The following is a 24,665-nucleotide window of genomic DNA, read 5'->3' on the forward strand; positions in this document are numbered from 1 at the left end:
CTTCGCAGGGGGAGGAGCTAAAAGCAGATCATTCCTCGCTGAATCCAAGCGCCACCCCAAGCCCGTCCGCTGCCCGGACAGACACACGGTTAACGTCATCCCTGAAAGGTATTTCCCCGACCCGCAAACTATTCCGTACTGCCTCCAGCGACCGCGTGGCGAATTCCAGTCCGACCATGCGGGCGCTGCCGTTCTCGCCTTCCGGCACAATGCCGAATTCGGCGGCGGCTTGCTCCGGTGTGATAAACCGGACGGTGGCGCGGCCTGCGCGCAGCACGACTTCCTGCGGTTTGAACTCCAGCGCACTGACACCAAACAATTCGCCATACACCTGAGCGGCTTCCTGCGGATTTGCCGCAGAAATCACGAAACCGGTGATATCGGCAACACCGTTCGGGTGGTGTTGCCATTCGTTGCGCCACACCAGTTCCGGCGTCAGATGATGACAAAAGAAACTGCGGCCATTCGGTACGCGGCTGGCGGCCAGCGGTACGGTGCGGAATCGCGCATTCGGTGAAGTGCCGTCGTTGAGCCCGACGGGGCGGAAGAACTCCGCCGGTGCGGAACCGGCAATATCTTGCTGTTGCAGATGTTCGTACACCGCCGATGAATTCTGCGTTTTCCACACCAGACCGGTCAGGCCGAGCGGCGCCTGCCACAGGTCTTTGCGGGTGTGAGCGTTGCCCGGCTCATAGCCGAGCAGTTCAAGATAGTTTTCGCCGAAAATCGCCAGATGATTGCTGGATCCCAGCGAGTGATGGCCACGCGGCGTGAGATGAAACCCCAGACGGCGGAACTGCTGCCCGGCCTGATCCAGTTGTTCGGCGACGTTGATCACCACGTGATCAAGCTGCGGGCGAAGGGGCTGCGAATGTTGTGCTTCAGTCATTAAACGGTTCTCCCAGCGTTAACATCAGACGGTTTGCCCAGGCGAAGAACGCCGCAGACTGCGCCAGATCGACAATCTCCAGCTCACTTAAACCCTGCTCGCGCAGCGCCGCAATGTGCTGCTCAGTGGCGACCGGTGGGGTAGCGGAAAGCGCGGCGGCGAAATCAATTTCAGCCTGCCAGCGCGGGGATTGCTCTTTGCTGAGAATGCCGCCCGGCGGGGTGTCGATCAGACGCTGGACATCTTCCGTCTGTTTGGAAAGCTGGCTGGCTTTGCGCGAATGCACCGAGGCGCAATAAATACAGCCGTTAATTTTGCTGGCAACCGTGGCGGCCAGTTCGCGCTCTTTGCGCGGCAACCCGCCGGAGGTATAGAAAATCCCTTTGTCGGTCAGCGTGCGCTGTTCGAGTACCGGTAAATTACGACCTAACAGGCGGAAATAGTCAGAATCGGTATGGCCGAATTTCGCCAGAATAGCCTGCTGGGCTTCATCAAATTCTTCCAGTTTTTTTGCCGGGATCCACGGCTCCCAGCCCAGTTCTTCCTGGGTAAAGGCCTGCGGTGCATCGCGGCCGCTGTGGGTATTGGGTTCGGTGCGCCAGAACGCGGCACCGACCGGCTTATTGCTGCCGTTCTCCACCGGCTTGCCACCGATCAGACGGTAGCTGCGCAGCACGCGGCTCTGGAAACTGACGAAGGCGATCAGTTGCGACAGCGTGACAATGGCATCCACCGACCAGCCGGCTTTTTTCAGTGCCTGCAAATGCGCCGGAGTCGCGCTGGCAGGTTTGAAGCTCAGGCGTTCGCCGTGGGTCAGTGCCGCGTCGAGGCGCGCGGTTTCGTCGATATCCGGCAAATCCTGCAAACGCTCGGAATAGTGGTTAGTCAGTTGCGAATCGCCGTGCCAGCGCGCGACGTTTTGCGCCAGCCTCAGGCGCTCAGCCAGTGAGAAATCCACGCCATCCTGTTCGGTAAACAGCGCGTCATAGCTGCCCTGTGCGTGACGGGTGGTGGCGTCGCGGGTATCGCGAGCCTGTTTCAATGCGGAATCCGGGGCAATATCGGCCAGTTTTTCCAGCAGGTCGGTCGAACAGGTAGTCATAGGGCTTCCCTTGAGAATGAGGAATCGGCAGAAGAGGTGGAAACACTGCGTTGCGGCGTGCGGCGAACCCAGCCGAGCGCGGGCGCAACGTGACGGGCAATCAGTTCGATGGAACGTAAAATATACGGATGCGGCGGATCGATGGAATGCACCTGAAACGCCAGATCGGTGACGCGGGCCAGCGCGGTATCGGCCTGCAACGTTGCGGTCACCTGCGCTGGCGTGCCGAGATGCACGTCGAAGGCGCGGATGTAATCATCCAGCGTGTCGCCTTGCACCGTCTGTCCGCTGGCACGGTGATTTTCGGCCTGACGGCGTAAGCCTTTTTGCGCCAGCTCACGTGCTTCATCGCCATTTTCGGTGACGAATGCGGTACGCGAACCCATGATGCGCGGCGGTACGCCTTCCGGCAGTGCATCCAGATAGGCATCGATAATCGGGTTTTGCAGCTCATCGAGACGCAAATCCGGCGCGTCCGCCGGACGTGGCTGGGTGCGCGAGAGCATCAGTCCGTCGCCGGATTTACCGGCACGTGCGCCGCCGTCCACCGAGAAAGTCGCCTGCCAGACGCGGTTCGCCAGTTGCGGCGCCGCCGGATATAAGCGGTTATCGGTGCCCGCCAGCGGTTCGCCACGCCAGGCGGTGAGCAGGGTTTGCAGATTATTGCCAAATGCCGTACCGCGTTCGTGACTTTCCAGCCCGAACGGCGGGAAGGATGACGGTGTGCCGCCTGAGCCTAAACCGACCTCAAGCCGTCCGCCGGAGAGTAAATCCAGCACGGCGGTGTCTTCGGCAACGCGCAATGCGTTTTCCATCGGCAGCGTGATTACGCCGGTGCCGAGACGGATAAAGCGGGTATGCGCCGCGACCTGCGCAAGAAAAACCAGTGGCGCAGGCAGGCCGCCCTCGGCTTCATGAAAATGGTGCTGCGCGACCCACGCGGAATCAAAACCTAACTGTTCGGCATGAATGATTTGCTCGGTCGCCAGCCGGTAACGTTCCTGCGCACTGGTGTTGTCCAGCAGGCGGGTGAAAAATCCAAGACGTTTACTGCTCATAATGTCCCTCTTGTTTCATGGTCTGGTTTATGCGGCGCGGTGGCGACCGGGAATAGCATCGATTAGCTGGCGGGTGTAATCGCTGGAAGGCAGGGCGAAAACGTCTTCCACCTTGCCGGAATCCACCTGCTGCCCGCGGTTTAACACCGAGACGCTGTGTGAGATTTGCCGGACGGTGGCCAGATCGTGCGAAATAAACAAATAGGTCAGGCCGAGTGAGTCCTGTAACTGCTGAAGTAACGTCAGGATTTGCGCCTGCACGGTGACGTCGAGCGCCGACGTGGCTTCATCAAGGATCAGCACTTTCGGCTCTAAAATCAGTGCGCGCGCAATCGCCACACGCTGGCGCTGACCGCCGGACAGTTCGCGAGGTTTACGGCTGAGTAATTCTTCCGGCAGCGCCACGCGGCGGGCGATATCCAGCACCCGTTCACGGCGCACGGCAGCCGGGATTTTTTCGAAATTCAGCAGCGGTTCTTCGATCACGCGAAACAGCGTTTGCGACGGATCCAGCGAGGCGAACGGGTTCTGATATACCAGTTGGATTTTCTTGCGTAACTGCCGCAAGGCTTCACCTTTTAGCCGTGTGATGTCTTCACCGTCGATCAGTACGCGTCCGCTGTCCGGTTTCTGAAAACCGAGCAGAATGCGCGCCAGCGTGGTTTTGCCAGAGCCGGATTCGCCGACCAGCGAATGGGTGGTGCCACGCGGAATGCTGAAAGAGACGTGATCCACCGCGCGGAACGCCGCCTGATGTTTGCCACCCAGCGTGAAATCATGGGTGATGTTTTCGACCACCAGCACCGGATCTTCCGCTGCGCGAAGTTGTGCACGGTGACGGCCGGAAAGGGCCGGGGCATCGGCGAAAAGCTGGCGGGTGTAATCACTTTTCGGTGCATCCAGCACCTCGCGTGTGATGCCCTGTTCCTGCACTTTGCCGTGACGGAACACCAGCAACCGGTCGGCGCGTTCGGCAGCGATCGCCAGGTCATGTGTCACCAGTAACACGGCGGTGCCGGATTCGCGGCGCAGTTCGTCGATCAAATCCAGAATGCGTTTTTGCACTGTGACGTCCAGCGCGCTGGTCGGCTCATCGGCGATGATCAGCGCCGGTTGCAGCGCAATGGCAATGGCGATTAAAACGCGCTGTTTCATGCCGCCGGAAAGCTCGTGCGGATACTGTTTCGCCCGTTGCTCAGGATGCGAAAGACCGACGTGTGACAGCAGTTCCACCACGCGGGCGTCGCGCTGCACACGCGGCAGGCGCTGATGGATATCGAGAATTTCCGCCACCTGCGAACCGATGGTTTTCACCGGATCCAGCGAACTGGTCGGATCCTGCGGAATGAGGCTGATGCGCGCACCGCGCAGGGCATCAAGACGGCGCTGCGACCACTGGCTGATGTCGGAACCGTTCAGACGGATTTCGCCCTGTTCGATATGGCCGTTCTCTGCCAGCAGGCCAATAATCGCCTGTGCGGTGGTGGTTTTCCCTGAGCCGGATTCGCCGACCAGCGCCAGCACCTCCCCGGCGTTAATGGAAAACGATACGTTATGCACCACCGGTTTGCCGTCGTAGGCAATCGATACGTTTTCCAGTTCGAGAACCGGCGGAGCGTCATGCGTAAAAGTGGCCTGTGCGTTCATCGCGTTCTCCTGCGTAATGACTGGCTGATGCGGTTGGCGGAAAGCACCACTAAAACCACCACCACGCCGGGGAAGGTGGTCAGCCACCAGGCGGTGGAAATGTAATTGCGGCCTTCGGCAATCAGTAAACCCCATTCCGGTGTCGGCGGTGGCGTGCCATAACCGAGAAAACTCAGGGTGGAAATCGCCAGAATCGCGCTGCCAAACTGCAACGCCGAGAAGGCGATCACTGAGGTCAGCGAGTTGGGCAAAATGTGTCGCCACAAAACAGCGAAGAAGGAACCGCCGCTGCCGTACGCGGCTTCGACGTAATCGCTGTGACGTACCAGCACCACTTCGGCACGTGCCAGGCGGGCGAAGTTGGCAACCGACGTCACACCGACGGCAATCGCTGCGTGCACCGTGCCGAAGCCGAGCAGAATAATCACGCTCAGTGACAACAGCAGGCCGGGAATTGACAGCAATACGTCATTGATGCGCATGACAATGGCATCCACCAGACCGCCGCTGGCACCCGCCGCCAGCCCTAGCGCGGTGCCGAACACCAGCCCGAGCGCCACCGCGACCAGTGCACCGGAAAGGGAATGCGATGCGCCATACACAATGCGTGCGTACACATCGCGGCCGAGCTGATCCGTGCCCAGCCAGTGTCCGGCCTGCGGCGCCAGACGCTGCGCACCGGCAATCCCTTCGGTACCGCTGTAATCCGTAAATAAGCCGGGGGCAATCGCCCACAAAATGACGGTTGCCATCACCAGCCAGGCGAGAATTAACCCCGGTTGCAGGCGGGCAGGTTTCCAGCGGCGGCGCTGTGTTACCGGTAACGACAGAATGCTTTTGCCAAGCGGTAAGCTGCTCATGCGGTGGCTCCTCCTGAATGTTTAGAGGCAAAGGTTTTAAGGCGCGGGTCGAGCAGCGGATACAGCAAATCGACCAGTAAATTGATGCCAACAAAGGCGGCGGCGGAAATCACCACAATCGCCTGCAACACGGCGACATCCTGATTATTCACTGCCTGCTGGGTCAGTTGCCCGAGGCCGTTAAGACCGAAGACGGTTTCGGTGATCAGCGCTCCGGCAATCAGTTCGCCAAACAACAAACCGGCAATGGTCAGCGCCGGAAGCAGGGCGTTGCGCGCCACATGACGCCACAACACGCCGCTGCGGCTGGCACCTTTGGCGCGGGCGACGGCGACAAACGGCTGGGTTTGCACCTGATCAATACTGCGGATGAGGATCTGCGCCAGCGGCGCGGAAATCGGTACCGCCAGGGTGATAACCGGCAGAATCAGCCCGACCCATTCACCCGGATTAATCACCGGGATCCAGCGCAGATGGAACGAGAAAAACTGAATCAGCGCGATGCCCAGCCAGAAAGGTCGGGATGGAAATAAACAGCGACGGCAGCGCCTGTAAGGCATTTTTCAGCCAGCCGAAATGCAGCAAGCTGGAGAGAAATGCCAGCGCAAAAGCCACCACGGCGGCCAGAGCAAAACCCATCAGCGCCAGACGCAGTGTCGGCGGAAAGTTACTGCTGAGTAATTCGGTGACCGGTACGCCAGCCTGAATCGAGTAACCCAGATCCCCGCGCAGAAAATTGCCCAGCGTATGCAGATATTGTTGCCAGACCGGCACATCCGCGCCGTAAGCGGCACGCATATCGGCGATTTGTGCCGGGCTTAATCCCATGTCCGGGTTCTGGAATTTAATCAGAATCGCGTCGCCGGGCAGCACCTGCAACAGGATGAAGGAGACGGTAAACGCCGCCCACAACACCAGCAAAGCCTGCCCGAATCGACCGCTAACGTATCGGCTCATGATTTACTCCCCGTCAGTTAATGCTTTTCCAGCCAGGCGCCGTAGAAGCTCGGACGCCCGACCGCTTCAAAGCTTACGCCTTTGAAATACGGCGCACCGGCAAACACCTGCGGCTCTTCGAAAATCGGAATGACATACGCCTGATCGAGCAGGTAGTTCTGCACGTCACCGGTCAGTTCAAGCCGTTTTTTCGGATCGACTTCGGCAGAAATCGCGGTCAGCAGATCGTTAAGTTTGTCGTCACGGAAGCTTTTCACCTTGCTGCTCAGGCCGCCTTTTTGCAGCAGCGCATCGCGGTTGGTCGGGTAGAAGGAGCTTTTGATGACGTCCGGATCGGCGCGTCCGACTTCCACCACGTTAGCCGGGGTTTTCTCCGGATCGAGGTTATCCGCCACACGGCTGCCCGCGTCGCCCGCCAGAATATTCAGCTTCGCGCCGACCTGGCTCCATTGCTGGGAAACCAGTTGCAACACCTCTTTGTTCTGCGGCTGTGGCAGCGATTCATAAATAGTCAGTGACAGCGTTTTGCCGTCTTTCTGGCGTATGCCGTCCGGGCCTGGTTTCCAGCCCGCCTCATCAAGCAGCTTTTTGGACAGCGTCGGGTCGTAGGTCAGTTTGTGGCTCAGATCGACATAACCGGCTGCCGTTTTGGCAATCACCGAAGTGGCCTGCGGATAGTTTGGTGAGAACAGCGTATCGACCACCTGTTTGCTGTTGGTGGCGTGCAGCAGCGCCTGACGCACTTTCAGATCCGATACCAGTGCGTTGTCCGGACGGAACGAAATGCTGTCGTTAACGCCTTTGGTCGGCGCGGCATAAAGCGGGAAGCTCTGGTCTTTGGCCTGTTTCTCGTCATACGCCTGAACCTGACGGATGAAATCAGCCTGACCCGCCAGCAGTGCGCCGATACGCACGCTGTCTTCACCGGTCACGATCACTTTGATGCCGTCGAGATTCGCGCGACCCTGCTGTTTAAGGTTTTTCGGCCCCCAGTTGTAATCCTTGCGGGCAGTCAGATCGACTTCACGCCCCAGCGTTTCTTTGCTGACCACAAACGGGCCGGAACCGATGATGTGCGTGGCGTCGCCCAGCGCATCAAAATTACGATCCAGCGTGCTCAGCGACACCAGACCGGAGCCAATGGTTGCCGTGCCCTGCAGGAATCCCGGCGAGGATTTTTTGAAATAGAACTTCACGGTCAGCGGATCAACCACTTCGCTGTGGTCATAATTGTTGATGACTTCGGAAACCGGCAGGTGATGCTCTTTGTTGCCCAGACCGTAAGTATCAAAGTTTTTGGCGACCGCGTTGGCATCGAGCGGCGTGCCGTCGGAGAAGGTCACGCCCGGACGCAGTTTAAAGGTGTATTCGGTTTTATCTGCGTTGAATGACCAGGATTCAGCAATCCAGGGTTCAATCTCCAGCGTCTTCGGATTCTGGTAAGTCAGTTTGTCGGTGATCTGATTGAGTATGCCGCCGTTCGGGTAGAAGCCACCTGCGGGCGGATACAGGTTGGTGTGCGCCTGCTGTTCAAGATAAATCAGCGTGCCGCCCTGAACCGGTGTGCCGTCGGCGGCGATGGCAGAAAACGTGCTGGTGAGAAGTGCCCCTAAAGCCAGTGCGCGGGTCACCGCGTTAATCCGGCGAATGTTCTTCATCGTTAAACCCTTTTTCTTATTGGTCATGGTGACAGGTGATGACTTTGGCGTGCTTAGAACCAAAGTGCTGAGCCCATAACAAACCAATTTAAGAGGGAGGTGAACGAAGGAATTTTGCAATCGTTAGCTGGAAACGGCATTAGGGAGAATGTGCGGGAGGCAGAAAGAAAAAAACCAGCGGCTAATCCGGACGGGTGGACCGGCTAACCGCTGGCGATCATCAAAAATGATGAGCTAAGGAGAAACTGAGGTCGTCAGTGATCTTTTAATGCAGCTTCTGTGCCAGCTTTTATTTCAGGCTGAATTTTTGCCTGTTTGCTGCGACTCAGGAAGGCATTGAGCAAAATGGCACCAAACGTGGCTGTGCCGATGCCGCCCATGCTGAAGCCGCCCAGGCTCAGGGTAAAGTTGCCTGCGCCCAGTACCAGCGTGACTGCCACCATGATCAAATTTCCGTTAAGTCCCAGATCCACCTGGTTTTGTACCCAGATGCGGGCACCTGCCACAGCAATCAGTCCGAACACCACAATCGATGCGCCGCCGAGTACCGGCCCCGGAATGGTGTGGATCAGTGCACCAAACTTGGGCGAGAAGCCCAACACAATGGCAACAATCGCCGCAGCAACAAAAATCAGCGTGGAGTAAATCTTGGTGACCGCCATCACGCCGATGTTTTCGGCATAAGTCGTGACACCGGTGCCGCCCGCCGAGGCGGAAAGTAAGGTTGCCAGACCGTCACCGACAAACGCGCGGCCCATGTACGGGTCGAGATTTTTGCCGGTCATACCGGCCACGGCTTTAATGTGGCCCAGGTTTTCCGCCACCAGAATCACCGCCACTGGCGCAATCATCAGCATGGCGTGAGAACTGAACACCGGCGTGGTGATGGCCGGGATGCCAAACCACGGCGCCTGTGCCACAGCGCTGAAATCTACCGGTGTGCCCAGCCCGAGGCCGTTGGTAATGACCATGTAAATCAGGTACGCCGCCACCAGACCGAGCAACAATAACAGGCGCTGCACCAGGCCGCGGGTGAACACCGCCACCGAGCCGATACACAGCACGGTCATTACCGCCATCCAGCTGTCAAATGAAGAGGCCGACACGCTGTTAATGGCAATCGGCGCGAGGTTCAGACCAATTGCCATCACCACCGCACCGGTGACGACCGGCGGCATCAGACGTTCAATCCAGCGCGTACCCGCCGCCATCACCACAAAACCGATCAATGTATAAATCACGCCGCAGGCAATAATGCCCCCCAGCGCCACGCCGATATTCGGGTTCGCGCCGTGGCCGCTGTAGCCGGTCACAGCGATCACCAGCCCGACAAACGCGGCGCTGGAACCGAGATAACTGGGTACGCGTCCGCCGACCACCAGGAAGAACAGCAGGGTGCCGACGCCCGACATCAAAATCGCCATGTTGGCATCAAAACCCATCAGCAATGGCATTAACACGGTGGCACCAAACATCGCCACCGTATGTTGCAGCCCCATGATTACTGTCGATCCGAACGGCAGCCGTTCATCCGGTGCGATCACTGCGCCATCCAGATTGCCTTCTCTTTTACGCCATTGTGGAAACCAGGTATTTGCCATGCACGACCCTTACTAAGTTGAGGATTGAGTTATCAGGCTATCTGACGCATCAGCGGGTGATAGCGCCGGTCGAAATACACCAGTCCGTGGCTGTCGTCGTTGCGTCGTAACGCAACGGCTTCACAAAACAAAATGTCGTGGGTGCCGACGCTGGTGATTTGCGTGACTTTGCAGTCAAACGACACCAGCGCGTCGGTGAGGATCGGCGAGCCGGTGGCGAGGCGTTCCCACTCAGCGGCTTCAAAGCGTTGCTCCGTCGGCGTTTTTCCACCGAATAAATTGGACAGTGACTCATGGCAATCAGCCAGCGTGTTAACGCACAGCACCTGATTCTCTTTGAAGACCGGATACACCGACGCTGAGCGGTTCAGGCAGACCAGCAATGTCGGCGGCGAATCGGTGACGCTGCATACGGCGGAGGCGGTGAAACCTGCACGTCCGCCGGGGCCGTCGGTGGTGATGATGTTGACGGCTGAGCCGAGGCGCGCCATCGCATCGCGGTACTCTTGTTTCTCAACGGCGGCTTGTTTCTCAACGGCAGCGTGTTTCTCAACGGCGGCTTGTTTCTCAACGGCAGCGTGTTTTTCAACGGCAGCGTGTTTCTCGACGACTGGCATATCGGGAACAGGCAGTGTGGCGTTCAGGGTTGATGGCATGGTCGTGTCCTCAAATTTTTTCATTGATGCTTACAGCACGCGGCAGGCGCGGTCGAAATCAAGGCGCGGTGCACGCGGATACACTTTGCTGTGATCGCCGTAACCGATGTTGATCAGGAAATTAGATTTCCAGCCTTCCTGCGCCAGAAATGTTTCATCGACTCTGGCGTTGTCAAAACCGGACATCGGCCCGGTATCTAGCCCGAGGGAGCGGCAGGCCATGATCAGGTACGCGGCCTGCAAGCTGCTGTTGCGAAATGCCGTGTCGTGCGCCAGTTGCGGGCTGGAGGTGAACCACGAACGGGCATCGCCGGAGGGATACAGTTCCGTCAGCAGTTCGTAAAATTCCGGATCCCAGGCAATGATCGCCGTCACCGGCGCAGTCATGGTTTTTTTCAGATTGCCGCCCGAAAGCGCCGGAGCCAGTTTTTCTTTCGCCTCCGGACTCTGAATAAACACGATGCGCAGCGGGCTGCAGTTGGCTGAGGTCGGCCCCATGCGTGCCAGTTGGTAAATCGTTTTCAGTTGTTCACCGGTGACCGGTTTATCCAGCCAGCCGTTGTGTGTGCGGGCTTCGGTGAATAAGGTTGCCAGCGCGGTGGCGGTTAATGCTTCGGCCATGATGTCTCCGTGGGCAGGTGACCGGACGGCGTAGCGGACGCTTGCGATGAGTGCCGCAGCAGCCAGTCCAGTAAAATCGGGTTAAAGGTTTCCGGGTCGGTTACGCTCATGGCGTGGCCGCCGTACAGCATTTGCGTGTGTTCGCCGTTAGGCAGACGGGAAGCGAGATCGACCGAACGCGACCACGGCACCAGCAAATCGTCTTTACAACTGAAAGCCAGCGTCGGGGTGATCACTTGTCCAAGCGACGCCGTCAGGTCTGAATTCATCAGCGCCTGCAAACGGTGCAGCAGGTTTTCCATCCCCTGAAAATGCGCCACCTGATGCTGGCGCTCTTCCTGCAATAACGCGTCATGTTCAGAAAGCCAGTCACCCGGATACAGAAACAGCGGCTGCGCCTGCACGTAGGCATCGACCCCGCTGTTGAGCAGTAAATTCTGCCGCACTTCAAAGCAGCGCCGCGTCTGGCTGTCGAGCTTCGTCCAGCCGTTAATCACCACCAGACTTTGCAACAACGCCGGATAACGCAGGGCAAGATGCAGGCCGATAATGCCGCCGAGCGCGTGACCGACCAGATGACAGCGGCTGATATCCAGCCCGTTGAGCATACCCGCCAGTTCATCGGCCATGTCTTCCATCCGGTAACCGGCGGGCACCGTGCCCTGACTGACGCCGGTACCGTGCTGGTCATAGACCACCACGCGGAAATGCTCCGCGAGCATGGCCAGTTGCGGCTGCCAGAAACCACCGGAACCGCCGAGGCCGGAGGAAAGCACGACGGTTTCTGCATCAGCATTTTTCTTACCCAGTACCTTGTAATACATGCTGTTACCTCAGGGAGTTCAGGACAGGTTCCATCGCACGCATCATTTGCCGATATGGGCAATCGAGGCGATTTCGATCAGCGCATCCGGTTTCACCAGCCCGCACTGAATGCAGAACCGTGCCGGTTTTTCGCCCGGGAAGTATTCGGCGTAAACCTGATTTACTGCACCGTAGTTCGCCCAGTCGGTGATGAAAATTGAGTTCATGGTGACGTCATCCATTGTGCCGCCTGCGGTTTCGATCACATTTTTGATGATCTCCAGTACGTGGCGGGTTTGCGCCGCGGCATCACCGACATGCACGACGTTGTTGTCTTTATCAAACGGCAACGTGCCGGAAACATACACCACGCCATCGGCGAGGGTGCCCGGAACAAAAGGTGCCAGCGGAACGCCGCTGCCAGCCGGAATAATGGCGCTTTTAGGCATGGTTAATTGTCCTTTTCAGAAAGCGGTCAGGCCGCGTTTTGTTCAGTTTTGTAACCCACGGCGTCGCAGAAATTACGTACGCTGGAGACCCAGCCAAAGAAGGTTTCGATATTATAAATCGCCGCTTTTTGCGCGAATTCCGGCCCGGCCTGATGGGTGGCGTCTTCCAGTACCACACCGAAATATTCGAGGAAGAAGCCGTCACGCAGCGTAGATTCCACGCAGACGTTAGTGGCAATGCCGGTGAACACCAGATGGTGAATACCGTAGCTGCGCAGCAGGCTGTCGAGCTGAGTATTGAAGAAGCCGCTGTAGCGTGGTTTGGGCAGGACAATGTCGCCGGGCTGCGGCTGCAGTTCATCCACCAGGTCATAATCCCAGTCACCTTTCGCCAGCAGTTTGCCCATCAGTTCCGGGCGTTTACGCATGGTTTTCAGCGCATTGGATTTATGAAAGTTAGGCGAACCGGCACCGCCAGCTTCGACGTACTGGTTGTCCCAGCCGTTCTGGAAGAAAATCACTTTGATTCCGGCGGCGCGGGCAGCGGCAATCGCCACTTTGATATTGGCAATCACCGGCGCGGTGGCGGAGACATCAAACCCCGCCAGATCCAGATAACCGCCCTGTGAGGCGTAGGCGTTTTGCATATCCACCACAATCAGCGCCGTTTGCTGCGGCGTAAACGCAATGGCTTCAGGACGTGCTGTGAGGATCGTTTCCTCGCCGGTGTTGTGGGGCTCGCGGCGGACCACAGTTTGATTCTCAACAACGTTCATCATGCGACCTCTTTCTGCTCAGTGCCGATGTGCTGGCGGGTTTTCATGAGTGGCTGGATATAACGGCCAAAGTTTTCGATGCCTTCGACAAAATCGTCAAAGGTCAGCAGTACGCCGCCTGCGCCGGGCACGGTGTCGATTTCGTCAAGCATTCTGGCAACGCTGGCGTAAGAACCGACCAGTGTGCCCATGTTGATATTGACCGCCGAAGTCGGGTCAGCCATCTGGCGGACGTTGGTATCAGCGCCGGATTTGGTGTCTTTGCTGCTCTGGTCGGTGAGCCACGCGAGCGCTCGGCGTCAGCACCGGATTTATACAAATCCCATTTGGCGCGGGCAGCGGCGTCGGTTTCGTCGGCAATCACCATAAACAGGACATAAGAAGAAACGTCGCGCCCTTCGGCTTCGGCCGCCGTTTTCATGCGTGCGGCGGTCGGTGCAAAGGCGGTCGGTGTGTTAACGCCTTTGCCGAAGCAGAAGTTGAAATCGGCATGTTTGGCGGAGAACGCCATACCCGCATCGCTTTGTCCGGCGCAGATCACTTTCATTTCGCTCTGCGGGCGCGGACTGACGCGGCAGTCGTCCATTTTGAAGAATTCGCCGTCGAGTGTGCAGTGACCGGTGCCCCACAGGTCGCGCAGCACGCTGACGTATTCGGTCAGGTAATCATAGCGGCGGCTGAAATAGTCATCGCCCGGCCACATACCCATTTGCTCGTATTCCGGTTTCTGCCAGCCGGTGACGACGTTCACGCCGAAACGGCCGTTGGAAATGGAATCAATGGTGGCGGCCATGCGCGCCACAATCGCCGGAGGCATCACCAGCGTGGCGGCGGTGGCATAAAGCTGGATGCGGGAGGTCACGGCGGCCAGACCGGCCATCAGCGTGAACGACTCCATATTGTGTTCCCAGAATTCGGTTTTGCCACCGAAGCCGCGCAGTTTGATCATCGACAGCGCGAAATCAAAATGATAATGCTCCGCTTTCTGCACGATGGTTTTGTTCAGTTCGAAGGTCGGTTTGTACTGCGGCGCAGTTTCTGAAATTAACCAGCCGTTGTTGCCGATAGGAATGAATACACCGATTTTCATAGCTCACCTCGGTTGAAAATAAAATTACCAAAACAAGGGCTTGCGAAAATCTCTGCGCGGCTTGAGTGCGTCCTGCGGGTTCCGAATTGCACCGTGCTGAAATCTCCTGACGGGAAAGCTATTGCAAACGTGATGCCACTTTTAGAATGCGCAGTGTTATCAATGAGTTAAAAATGTGTTTCGTTTTCAGGTGGAGCAAATGGTCTGTTTCAGACCATCTGGTCAAAAATAACTGCACATCTATCAGGCAGGATTGAACAAAAATGGTGCAAATTTGTTAAGCGGATAACTCTTTGTGGTTAATGTTTATTGTCTTTGGTGTTACTTTCATCATCGACAGGCTTAGCGATAGTCGCTTGTACCTCCATTTGTTATGATTTCCGTCTTGCTGTTTGTCTCAGGGAGACATTGTGAAGCCATTGGTTGAACCTCCGTTGCCTCACGCCGGAGAGAAAAAATCCCGCCAGACGGCGGCGAAAGCGCCGACGCGACGCTCGCGGGCCGTCGCCGCCAAACGCAGCAATATCATGGCGGCGGCGCTGGAGTTCTTTTCGTTGTACGGCATGCATGGCACCAGTCTGGATCAGGTTGCCGAGCGCGCCGACGTGTCCAAAACCAATCTGCTGTATTACTTCCCGTCGAAAGAAGATTTGTATATCGCGGTGCTCAAAGGGTTGCTGGATATCTGGCTGGCGCCGCTGAAAGCGTTGCAGTCGGATCAACATCCGCTGGAAGCTATCCGGGAATATATCCGCCTGAAGCTGTGCGTTTCGCGCGATCACCCGCAGGCATCAAAGCTGTTTTGTCTGGAGATGGTGCAGGGCGCGCCGCTGCTGAAACAGGAACTGGGCGGTAGCCTGAAAACGCTGGTGGAAGATAAATCGGATGTGATACGCGGCTGGATTAAAGCAGAACTGATCGCACCTGTTGACCCGATGCAACTGATATTTATGCTGTGGGCGACCACGCAGCATTACGCCGATTTCGGCGTGCAGGTCGAAGCCATCACCGGCAAAACGCTCAGTGATCCTGAGTTCTTTGAACAAACGGTGAGTAACGTGCAGCGCATTATTACCGAAGGCATTCAGCTTCGGGTTTGAGAGGGCAGAATGGATTCGGTTTCACAATTAGTTCTTGGCGCTGCGGTCGGCATTGCGGTGATGGGCAAACGGGTGCCGGTGTGGAAATCTGCACTGGCTGGCGCGGTATGCGGAACCTTGCCCGATCTGGATGTGTTTTACGATCACGGTGACGCCATCAGCAATATGACCCTGCATCGCACCGAAAGCCATGCGCTGTTTTATCTGACGCTGGTTTCGCCGCTGATTGCCTGGCTGATGGCAAAATTGCTCAGCGGCGGGCAGCATTTCAAACGCTGGTGGGGCGCGGTCTGGCTGGCACTGATCACTCATCCGTTGCTGGATCTGATGACGGTGTACGGCACGCAGCTCGGATTGCCATTCACAAACTATCCGTTTGCGGTCGGCAGCATTTTCATCGTCGATCCGCTTTATACCTTACCGCTGATCATCGGCGTCGGGCTGGCGCTGTACCGCGAGCAACAGCGTGGGATCATGTGGAATAACGTGCTGCTGGGCGTGAGTTGTTTATATCTGGCCTGTACCGCCTTCGAGCAACATCAGGTGACGCGGCATGTGGGCGAGGAATTACAACGCCAGAACATCGAAAGCACACAGATTCTGGTCACGCCGACCCCGCTCAATTCGCTGGTGTGGCGTGTGGTGGTGATGAGTAAAGACAGTTACGGCGAAGGGTTTACCTCGCTGCTGCATCCGGATTCGCCGATCCGTTTCCGCTTCTATCCGCGCGGCGAAGCGTTGTATGAAGCACACAAAGATAATGCCTTTCTGGCGCGTGTCGCCTGGTTCAGCCACGGCTTTTTCAGCGTAAAAGAGCAGGGCGGCCATATTCTGGTCAGCGATTTACGTATGGGGCAGGAACCGGATTACACCTTTGTGTTCGATCTCGGCGAGATGAAAGCCGGTGCACCGCCAGAACTGCCGGTGAAAGTGGCATCCGCCAGACCGTCGGCGGTGAAAATGTGGGATCAGTTTAGACAGGCGCTGGAAGTGGAGTAATCTGCAATAAAGCAAAAGGAGCCCGTGGGCTCCCCGGACTGAGGTGTTAGCATCAAAGTGTTGTCATAACGGTGGGAAGTGTTTGCCTGCATTGACTCTCGCAGACAAACACCGGAGATCCGACCGTTAATTAACTCTCACGTGGCGGAATGTCATCATCGACAAAACCGATAAGAGATAAGGCCTGCTGAATTTCAGGGCAGGTCATAAAATAGCGCCATAACAATCCACTACGATGGTTTTCAATCATGCCAATGATTGGCCCCTGGTCGATGGCCAGATATCCATCGGAATACCAGTTTTTGGAAAGATTAACACCATCAATAAACCCGCATTTCTCTGTCCACAGCGCATTTCCCAGGTCGTCATAAAAATGGCGCAGCGCTGCCATCGACGCTTCAGGTAAATAAGGTAAGTCACATAGTGCAGCGGTAAGGGTAATCGTGCCGTCATCAGACGTTGGATCATGACTTGCATAACCTGCAGGCCCGTAACCCGATGTCAGTCCCCAGTAATTTTCTGCATAGCCGTTAAATCCGCCAGGATTATCGATACTGTAAGCCTGCTGGATCTGGCTTTGCGCTTCACCCTGCTGGAAATAATTCACGTTATTGGCACTGTCCCGCAGGTTACGCGGGTCAAAACCGAGGAACGAGTAGTGCATAAAGAACATCGGGCCGCCCATCGTCGGGCCGATCGGCAACGTGATGTCGTAATAGACTTTGTTTTTGTTGTTATAACTTCCCTGTGACCAGCCACTTTTCCAGAGTGCCGGGTCGATGGCATGCGTCGGAGAAGCGATAGCCAAAAGATAGGTTATCATCGCCTCATTCCAGCCGGTGATTTTCATCCCCATGGTGAACTGCAAATCTTTATCGATATGCCAGTACAGGCTGTTGCTGTTATTGGTGAAGTAGTTCCAGTCAATGTCATGCCAGAGGGCGTTGATTTTGTCCGTCAGCGCAGTGTCGTTAAAATACTGACGCGCTGTTAACAAGCCCTGCACCATATACGACGTTTCCACCAGATCGGCACCGTTATCATCGGAACCAAACGGAATGGTCGCACCCGTGCTGCCGTTAATCCAGTGCGGCCAGGCCCCTTTGTAGCGCGTGGTCGGCCCGCCAAGGAAATCGACCATTTTGTTAATGCGGTCGTAGCCATCCTCACGACTGATGAAACCGCGCTCAATCGCCACTAAAATCCCCATGATGCCAAAGCCGCTCCCCCCAATCGCAATGGGTTCATCAGGCCCGGCATCGCTGTTGCGATATAACCGCTCAAAAGCCAGACCGCTGGTCGGGTGTGCGTAGTCCCAGAAATAGCGCAGCGTGGTTTGCTGTACTTTATCAAGCAACTGCTCGTCATCGAGGGATGGATAAACTGCCGCGTTGACGGCCGCAAGTTGTTGAGAAACAATCGGATCCAGTTCCCCGAAACGGTTGATGCGAATATCCATACAGGCCACGCCATCACGGGCAGCTACGTCTTTCACCCATTGGGCGAGCGCGTCGGTATCGTAATGTTTACCGGTATCGCTTGAACCCATTGCGCCCCAGCCCGCATTCACCGCCTGGTTACCGAGTGCTATCCAGCGGAACCACTGATGATAGCCGTCGTTGCTGTCCCAGCGTGTGTCCGGCAGGTCAGTCATCACATAGTTGCCTTCGGCATTTTTCGAGCCGTAGGATTCACCCGCTGAGTAATCCGTGTAAGTCAGGGTATGAACACCAATCCCGGTGACAATTCGGTCCGGATTCCCCGCCCGCGAGCCGTCCACCACGTCATTGATATTGTAGGGCTGGCTCATGTCGGTGTAGTTATTCCACATGCCATCGAACCACCAGCCTGCTAACAAATCACCGTAGCGTTCACCAAACTCTCTTACCACCGCGTAATTCATGCGCGTGGTTTCTGACGTGATAACGTTGTCAAACGGGGAGCATTCGTACAGATGCGGGACCAGCATGTCACCCCAGCGATCCGGCGAGTGCTGATTCGCGTCATCATCGTAATAGACCAGGCTGGCTTTAGCAGGCGCGTAACCCATCATGTACAACATCAGTTTGATATCGTATTTCGCCAGTTCCTGAGCCATTTCCAGCGGCAAATCACGAATGGCGCTGCGCACGCCAGGTTCAATATCCAGAATGGCGTCATGAGTTTTATTCGGGCCAAGGTTATATCCGGCATGTTGATCCATCGTCAGCAGAACAAATCCTGCCCCCGTTTCGCTGACGGCTTTGGCATAAGCCTGCACGTCAAAAGTACTGAGGAAATCGTCCCAGCTTTCGCCCGGCTGCCATTTCTCATCTTGCGGAATATCCGATGAGAGATTGAGATAGTTAGGCAGGAAATGGTGCGATACGCCGTAGTGCGCATTGCGGAACCAGTCGGTTCGCGGGTTGCCACTTCGCGCAACGACAGGCCCGACAATCACAGATTGTGACTCACCAAAGCACAGGCGTTCATTGCGCGGTGTAACCGTGACACGAATGTATTTCCCGTTGTGCTCAGGCAACAGCATCATTGTGCGGGTATGCAACCCGTTGATGGTACTGAATGGGCCAGTCGTACTGCCCGCCACTTCCCACAGGTATTCACTGCCATTTTCTGCAAAACCGCCGGGGTCAGTAAAAAGATAATCCGGGCGTAAAATTTCGCGCGTCAGTAACGAACCGTTTAACACCAGTGACGAGAGGGAAGGGGCAGCTATCGTGGTCGGTTCCAGCGAGAAATCCGCATCGACAGGCAACTCCCGATAACGCACGGTGAAGATGATATTTTGTTCAACCGCCGCAAGTTCGAGTGGCGTGAAAGAGAGTGTTGCCGTATTGCTTGCCGCATCCCACACAAAACCAGTTATTGGCAAACCCACGCGCATTTCACTGTTCACTTTGAGGTGTGTCCGGAAATCACTCAGCACAGGCTCGACAGATTGCGGGTGAACAAACGCAGCTTTCAGCGTGCCGTTACTCGCCTGAAGGTTGAAGTTCGTGTCGGCCAGTTGACGATAATGCCCGCTCAACGTTTGCGGGCTTATCTGTGAATCAAAGAATTTAACTTCATCAATGATACCGTCGAAAGCATCCGTCACCGCGCCGTTGGTATCCAGCCGTCCGCCCACTTTCACCGAAGTGGTGACGTTCGTTTGCACCACGTTACTGCCGCCTGTCATCGCCATATTGCCGTTAACGGCCAGGGCATATTCATCACCCTGGCGCAAAATGGCGACGTGGGTCCAGGCATTCAGCGGAATAAAAGACTTGGTTTTTAAAGTAAATGAGGTGCTGTTGGTATCATTCGACATCGTGCAAACCAGCTGATTGTCCTGGGTATAAAGCTGCCAGCGCTGGTTGTTGTTATTGCGCGTATCCTGGCTGACGATCATGCTCATCGCTGTTGAACGCGGGTATATCCAGGCTTCCACGGTAAAGGCGGAATATTGCAAACAATCCAGCACGCCTAAATCAATATAACCCGGTTGCCCGCTGGCAAAATCGATACCATTGTTGAGCTTTGCCGTCACCAGCGAGGGGGCTTGCCCCTGGCTTATTGCACTACGTTGGTTATTAATGGTCTCTAAGAAAGCCCCGTCAGTTTCATCATCAAAGGTGTAGTAATACTTCATGCCCTGGTTGTAAGTAAACGTGGCCTGGATATCGGCAAAATCTTTCGTCAGGATCTCATTTTTAAATCCGTGGAAAGTCAGGGTATAGGGAATTCCAGTTTGTAAGTCAGGCACATTAAGTGTCAGTGTGGTTTTTAAATCATCCAGCGCGACACTTTGAATAACGCCACCATTATCCAGCACAGAGTTAGTGAGAGTTAACGCACTCGTTGAATCCAGAGCCTGGTTAAACGTCACCAGAATATTGTTATTACTGTCGGTAGTGGTTTCAACGATTTCAAGATCACCGGCATTGTAGACTTTTAATGCATCCAGATGTGCATAAGACCCCGAACGTTTAATTCCCTGAATCGTGTGTGAACCAAACGGTAAATCTACCTTTTGATACAGAATATGGCTGTCCAGATGGGTGGAAGACCAGGTGCTTATTCTGCCCTGAGACACACCATCAATATAAATTTCAACATCACCCTGATCGCTACTGCTTTCGGCAATATAAGAAATACCGGTACCAATAAAGTTTAGTGTAAAGGTCGCAGAGTTATTACTCTGGGTATACGAGGTGGTGTGATAAAAGATACTTTGTGTACGGTTCGTGCTGTGCGTCCACTTACCGGCATATACAATGTCGCGACCGGGTCGTCATAAACCTGTTCCGCAGGAAGTGCAGTGTAGTTTAGCGTAAAGGTCTGGTTTTGAACGGTGGTGGTCAGAATCTGGTTGCTGATTTGGCTCAACGTGAGTGTGTAATCCGTTTGCGTGGTCAGCCCGGTAATGGTGAGGTCAGCAGTTTTTCGGTCATTGCTTAAAGTGACGGAGACAACGCTTGCTCCGTTGTTCAACTGATAATTTCCCGGTTCAGTTCCGCTTTGGCTATCCAGCGATTGATTGAACTGAAGCCGTGCTGTCCCTTCACTGCCTGCGCCTAAAAATTGCTCTACTTCAGCGGTAAGCGCGGCATCGTTATACACTTTAAGCTGATCAAGCAGCATCCAGGATCCGTTTTTTTTCACCCCTTTAAAAGTATGTTCTCCGGGCGATATGTCGGTAATATAATAAATAAGATCGCTGTACTGGCGCGTTGAAGTTTTGGTTGTTGCCGTACCGTGTAACACGCCATCAAGATAAAAATCTATTTCGCCCTGATCGGTATTTCCTTCGCTGTAATACCCAATGCCTGAACCGGTAAATGTGTATTCAAAATACTTACCGTTATCATACAGCGCCATACTTGCACCATCATCGCTGTATGCTCGTCCGGTATATCGGGTCCAGTTTCCGGTATAAATAATAGAGGGGTCATTATCCTGAATGATAATTTCTGGTTGTACATCTTGCTTTGCAGAACACATAATATAGACCTCACGCTAATCGACATTAAATTCAATTTAATGCTAACTAAGGTATGAGGCGGGCGTGTATCATAAATAATCACGCAGAGGAAATTATATTTTTTAGTGAATGTTTATGATTTAAATATTTAAATGAAAGTACCGCAAAGGATTTGCAGCGCCTTTATAATAAAAAAGAGATTAATAATTAATGAGAGAGAATTACTGAGGAGGATTTTTATGCTCCTCAGTAATTCAGGACACTGTGATTACCAAATACCTTTGGCAGTATATTCGTGCAATCAGGACTGGCGTCTGCGCAACCCGTAGCCAATCGCCAGAATCACAAACCACAGCGGCGTGACGAGTAACGCCTGACGGGTATCATCCTGCAAGGTCAGCAGTACCAGAACAAAAGCAAAGAATGCCATACAGACCCAGCACATCAGTTTGCCGAGCGGCATTTTGTAGATTGAAGCTTCGTGCAGTTGCGGACGTTGACGGCGGTAGACCAGATAAGAGCAGAGGATGATGGTCCAGACGAACATAAACAGAATCGCCGAAACGGTCGTGACCAGCGTGAAGACCGTCACCACATTCGGGATCAGGTAAATCAGCACCACACCGCCGAGCAGGCAGATGCAGGAAAATGTCAGGCCGTTCGACGGTACAGCGCGGGAAGAGAGCTTGCCGAACGCTTTCGGCGCATTGCCTTCCTGTGCCAGACCGAACAACATGCGACTGGTGGAGAATACGCCACTGTTGGCGGAAGAGGCCGCCGAAGTCAGCACTACAAAGTTGATAATGCTCGCCGCAGCCGGAAGACCGGCAAGTACGAACAGTTCAACGAACGGGCTTTTATCCGCCACCACATGGCTCCAGGGTGTCACCGACATAATCATGATCAGTGAGAACACATAGAACATGATGATGCGCAGCGGAATGGCGTTGATGGCGCGCGGCAGGGATTTCTGCGGATCTTTAGTTTCGGCGGCGGTGGTGCCCACCAGTTCGATACCGACAAACGCGAACACCGCTATCTGGAAACCGGCAAAGAAACCGCTCACGCCTTTCGGGAAGAACCCGCCATCATTCCACAGATTGCTGAAGGACGCGACGGTGCCGGTCGGCGTCTGGAAGTGCGTCAGCACCATCACCAGCCCGGCGATAATCAGCCCGACGATGGCGACGATTTTGATCATCGCGAACCAGAATTCCATCTCACCGAACATTTTCACAGTAGCGAGATTGAGGCTCAGCAGCACCAGCACGCAGAGCAGGGATGCGACCCATTGCGACAGTCCGGGGAACCAGAACTGTGCGTAAGCGGTGATAGCGACGACGTCGGCGATGCCGGTGACCACCCAGCAGAACCAGTAGGTCCAGCCGGTGAAATACCCGGCCCACGGGCCCAGCAGGTCGGCGGCAAAATCACTAAAAGATTTGTATTCGAGGTTGGACAGTAACAGTTCGCCCATCGCGCGCATGACGAAAAACAGCATAAAGCCGATGATCATGTAGACGAAGATGATGGACGGACCGGCGAGGCTGATGGTTTTGCCTGAGCCCATAAACAGGCCGGTACCGATCGCGCCGCCAATGGCAATGAGCTGGATATGACGGTTGGAAAGATTTCGCCGCAAACCTTCAGCGTTCTCTTCCCCAGGCTGGACGAGGATTTTTGACTCTTCTTGCATGTTGTATTGATTCCTGTTTTTTGCTTTTTGCGTATGAACTCCGCCATATCGCATTCATTTACGTCAATTTTTTGAGCTCTGAGTGGCCCTTTGGTCACCACGACCGGAACGACAGCGTGCGTGAACGTTGTAATAGTAATGTTAAGTGCGCATTTATTATAACTGGCATGAAAAATGCCAACGGAAAAAATGTATCGTAATTTTTACATCGTGGATAACTGAGTGTTAATTAATCAAGTCTCTTCAGAGACGGTGGGAATAATAGCGTTTTTAAGAGTGATGAGCTTCACAAATATTAATGAAAATAACGGCAAAAAAGTGAGGGTAAGCGTTTGACATCATCCTTGCAGAGGAGAATAATCCGTCCCGTTGGGTCGTTAGCTCAGTCGGTAGAGCAGTTGACTCTTAATCAATTGGTCGGCGGTTCGAACCCGCCACGACCCACCAACAAATGATTAATCAATGCATTAAGCTCCTTCTGCTTTTATTTCCCTTCTTCTTTAATCCGTCAGTTCCTCTGTTTTATGCACTGCTAATAAAGTCATCGCCTGTCGGGAAATAAACCTCAACGGTTTGTCGTTTATTTACGCAATCTGGCAGGAATATTTTTATGGCATATAAAGATGAGCGGAAGGAAGAAATACAGGGAATAGCTGTCAGGCCCCGGTTTGAGGCCAAAACAGTGTTAAGTGCAGGAATGCATCAATACATAATGGTGGTATTGGGTGCATTGCCATTTTTGAGTTGTTTTTGTACACGCATGCACAGGCTGAAGATCAGCAGATGAACGTGCGTGATAAATGTGCTTTCTTCGGTGAACCGGTCACTGCGCAAGACGACCGTCTCCGAACGATTCTGTTTGGCAACCAGTAACTCAATCCCTTTGTCGCGGAATTCGTCTTCGTAGGCTTTAACGATCCCTGCGGGGGCGATTAATGTGTAGCTGTACATAGTGATTCCTGAAACTGAGTTGAACGACTGATCGGATAAATCCTAACAAGAATATCAAATACCAGTGGAGGACTATTAGCAATTCGGGTGATGTTTTTTTGTACTAACGTCACAGATTTAGATGACTTTTTTACGCTTGCGGACACTCCGTACCCGCTCCCACCGGTTTTTTGTTGCCCGCTGCGCGCACACTGCTATCATTCGTGCATAAACTCAGGGAGATAACGATGAAAAAAACACTGGTGGCCTTGGCTGCTTTATTTTTAGCCGGGTGTGCGGCCAATCCTTATGAACCGACGCTGCAGGTCAAGTCATCTTTCGCTAACGCCAGCTCGGCAGCGCCGGCAGGGCAGACCCACATCCGTTTACACCGTTTAGATCAGTGGTCAGTCGTGCCGTTTGAGAAAACCTGTCCGCTGATAGTGTTTTTAGACGGACAAACCGTGGCTTCCCTGCATTTTAATCAGTACGTGGATTTGAATGTGCCGAACGGGATGCGCACTATTGATGTTCGCATTGCCTGCGCGCTGACCAAGACATCAGGTTCGATTACCGTTGATGCGAATGGTAAAAGTATCAGTCTGGAAACGGATCGCAGCTTCTTCGGAACCTACAATATCCGGCCGGAAGGCAGCGGCAATAAATAACAAAATGAATAAACCCGCAGAATGCGGGTTTTTTTATGATCATTTTCTTTTTGTCCGTTTTGCGAGGGTGACTGTCAGTTAGTCAGGCGCAGGAAGTTATCGTTTGCGTACTATGGATTTAACGGAACATAACCGCTGCCC

19 protein-coding genes, 1 tRNA gene and 2 pseudogenes are annotated in these 24,665 nt (G+C 54.6%); 4 read left to right on the forward strand and 18 right to left on the reverse strand.

Annotation, left to right across the window (positions count from 1 at the left end):
• Positions 1-28: 28 nt before the first annotated feature.
• From UC14_RS16615 to rutA, 14 genes and pseudogenes are all read right to left on the reverse strand, one after another.
• Positions 29-889, reverse strand: coding sequence for a VOC family protein (locus UC14_RS16615; protein ID WP_013576320.1), 861 nt, complete (start codon positions 887-889; stop codon positions 29-31).
• Entirely contained in the window at positions 882-1,991 is a 1,110-nt protein-coding gene (locus tag UC14_RS16620) for an alkylhydroperoxidase domain protein (protein ID WP_112198065.1), read from the reverse strand. Before UC14_RS16620 ends, UC14_RS16615 begins: the two co-directional genes overlap by 8 nt.
• On the reverse strand, positions 1,988-3,049 hold the full coding sequence (locus UC14_RS16625; RefSeq protein WP_112198066.1) for a putative FMN-dependent luciferase-like monooxygenase: 1,062 nt from the start codon (positions 3,047-3,049) through the stop codon (positions 1,988-1,990). Before UC14_RS16625 ends, UC14_RS16620 begins: the two co-directional genes overlap by 4 nt.
• A 27-nt stretch (positions 3,050-3,076) precedes the next feature.
• Positions 3,077-4,696, reverse strand: a complete 1,620-nt coding sequence (locus UC14_RS16630; RefSeq protein WP_112198067.1) for an ABC transporter ATP-binding protein — start codon at positions 4,694-4,696, stop codon at positions 3,077-3,079.
• Entirely contained in the window at positions 4,693-5,556 is an 864-nt protein-coding gene (locus tag UC14_RS16635; RefSeq protein ID WP_013576316.1) for an ABC transporter permease, read from the reverse strand. Before UC14_RS16635 ends, UC14_RS16630 begins: the two co-directional genes overlap by 4 nt.
• Positions 5,553-6,513 (reverse strand): annotated as a pseudogene (locus tag UC14_RS16640) (ABC transporter permease). The gene UC14_RS16635 and the pseudogene UC14_RS16640 overlap by 4 nt, the downstream one beginning before the upstream one ends.
• 17 nt (positions 6,514-6,530) lie before the next feature.
• On the reverse strand, positions 6,531-8,171 hold the full coding sequence (locus tag UC14_RS16645) for a TIGR04028 family ABC transporter substrate-binding protein (protein ID WP_015690211.1): 1,641 nt from the start codon (positions 8,169-8,171) through the stop codon (positions 6,531-6,533).
• A gap of 254 nt (positions 8,172-8,425) precedes the next feature.
• Positions 8,426-9,772: a pyrimidine utilization transport protein G gene (rutG, locus tag UC14_RS16650; protein WP_013576313.1), complete on the reverse strand. Its 1,347-nt coding sequence runs from the start codon at positions 9,770-9,772 to the stop codon at positions 8,426-8,428.
• Positions 9,773-9,804: 32 nt separating this feature from the next.
• On the reverse strand, positions 9,805-10,428 hold the full coding sequence (gene rutF, locus UC14_RS16655) for an NADH-dependent FMN reductase RutF (protein ID WP_112198071.1): 624 nt from the start codon (positions 10,426-10,428) through the stop codon (positions 9,805-9,807).
• Positions 10,429-10,458: 30 nt separating this feature from the next.
• Positions 10,459-11,049: a malonic semialdehyde reductase gene (locus UC14_RS16660; protein ID WP_112151628.1), complete on the reverse strand. Its 591-nt coding sequence runs from the start codon at positions 11,047-11,049 to the stop codon at positions 10,459-10,461.
• Positions 11,034-11,873, reverse strand: a complete 840-nt coding sequence (gene rutD / locus UC14_RS16665) for a pyrimidine utilization protein D (RefSeq protein WP_015690207.1) — start codon at positions 11,871-11,873, stop codon at positions 11,034-11,036. The genes UC14_RS16660 and rutD overlap by 16 nt, the downstream gene beginning before the upstream one ends.
• Positions 11,874-11,915: 42 nt before the next feature.
• Positions 11,916-12,302 (reverse strand): pyrimidine utilization protein C, encoded by a 387-nt coding sequence (rutC, locus tag UC14_RS16670; RefSeq protein ID WP_112198068.1) that lies wholly within the window; start codon positions 12,300-12,302, stop codon positions 11,916-11,918.
• Between the two features lie 26 nt (positions 12,303-12,328).
• Entirely contained in the window at positions 12,329-13,081 is a 753-nt protein-coding gene (gene rutB / locus UC14_RS16675) for a pyrimidine utilization protein B (protein WP_015690206.1), read from the reverse strand.
• Positions 13,078-14,168, reverse strand: a pseudogene (gene rutA / locus UC14_RS16680) (pyrimidine utilization protein A). Before rutA ends, rutB begins: the two are co-directional and overlap by 4 nt.
• Before the next feature lie 410 nt (positions 14,169-14,578).
• Between rutA and rutR the strand changes: the two are divergent.
• Both rutR and UC14_RS16690 read left to right on the forward strand, forming a co-directional pair.
• Positions 14,579-15,268, forward strand: a complete 690-nt coding sequence (gene rutR, locus UC14_RS16685) for an HTH-type transcriptional regulator RutR (RefSeq protein ID WP_013576306.1) — start codon at positions 14,579-14,581, stop codon at positions 15,266-15,268.
• A gap of 9 nt (positions 15,269-15,277) precedes the next feature.
• Positions 15,278-16,267, forward strand: coding sequence for a metal-dependent hydrolase (locus tag UC14_RS16690; RefSeq protein WP_013576305.1), 990 nt, complete (start codon positions 15,278-15,280; stop codon positions 16,265-16,267).
• A gap of 130 nt (positions 16,268-16,397) precedes the next feature.
• Here UC14_RS16690 and UC14_RS16695 read toward each other — a convergent pair whose 3' ends face one another.
• The 3 genes from UC14_RS16695 to cycA all read right to left on the reverse strand — a co-directional run bounded on the left by UC14_RS16695 (position 16,398) and on the right by cycA (position 22,926).
• Positions 16,398-20,342, reverse strand: coding sequence for a glucoamylase family protein (locus UC14_RS16695; protein ID WP_232829698.1), 3,945 nt, complete (start codon positions 20,340-20,342; stop codon positions 16,398-16,400).
• Between the two features lie 77 nt (positions 20,343-20,419).
• The gene (locus UC14_RS27135; RefSeq protein WP_232829699.1) at positions 20,420-21,250 is read right to left on the reverse strand and encodes a LamG domain-containing protein; all 831 of its coding nucleotides are present in this window, start codon (positions 21,248-21,250) and stop codon (positions 20,420-20,422) included.
• A 281-nt stretch (positions 21,251-21,531) separates the two neighbouring features.
• Entirely contained in the window at positions 21,532-22,926 is a 1,395-nt protein-coding gene (gene cycA, locus UC14_RS16700; RefSeq protein WP_015690203.1) for a D-serine/D-alanine/glycine transporter, read from the reverse strand.
• Between the two features lie 371 nt (positions 22,927-23,297).
• Between cycA and UC14_RS16705 the strand changes: the two genes are divergently transcribed.
• Positions 23,298-23,373, forward strand: a tRNA-Lys gene (locus tag UC14_RS16705).
• A 255-nt stretch (positions 23,374-23,628) separates the two neighbouring features.
• Here UC14_RS16705 and UC14_RS16710 read toward each other — a convergent pair.
• Positions 23,629-23,877, reverse strand: coding sequence for a hypothetical protein (locus tag UC14_RS16710; protein ID WP_013576302.1), 249 nt, complete (start codon positions 23,875-23,877; stop codon positions 23,629-23,631).
• Positions 23,878-24,104: 227 nt separating this feature from the next.
• Here UC14_RS16710 and UC14_RS16715 point away from each other — a divergent pair, with 227 nt between their 5' ends.
• Positions 24,105-24,524 (forward strand): hypothetical protein, encoded by a 420-nt coding sequence (locus tag UC14_RS16715; protein ID WP_013576301.1) that lies wholly within the window; start codon positions 24,105-24,107, stop codon positions 24,522-24,524.
• Positions 24,525-24,665: the final 141 nt, after the last annotated feature.

It is taken from the genome of Rahnella sp. NRRL B-41462 (assembly GCF_003263525.1).
In the GTDB taxonomy this organism is placed as follows: Bacteria; Pseudomonadota; Gammaproteobacteria; order Enterobacterales; family Enterobacteriaceae; genus Rahnella; species Rahnella aceris.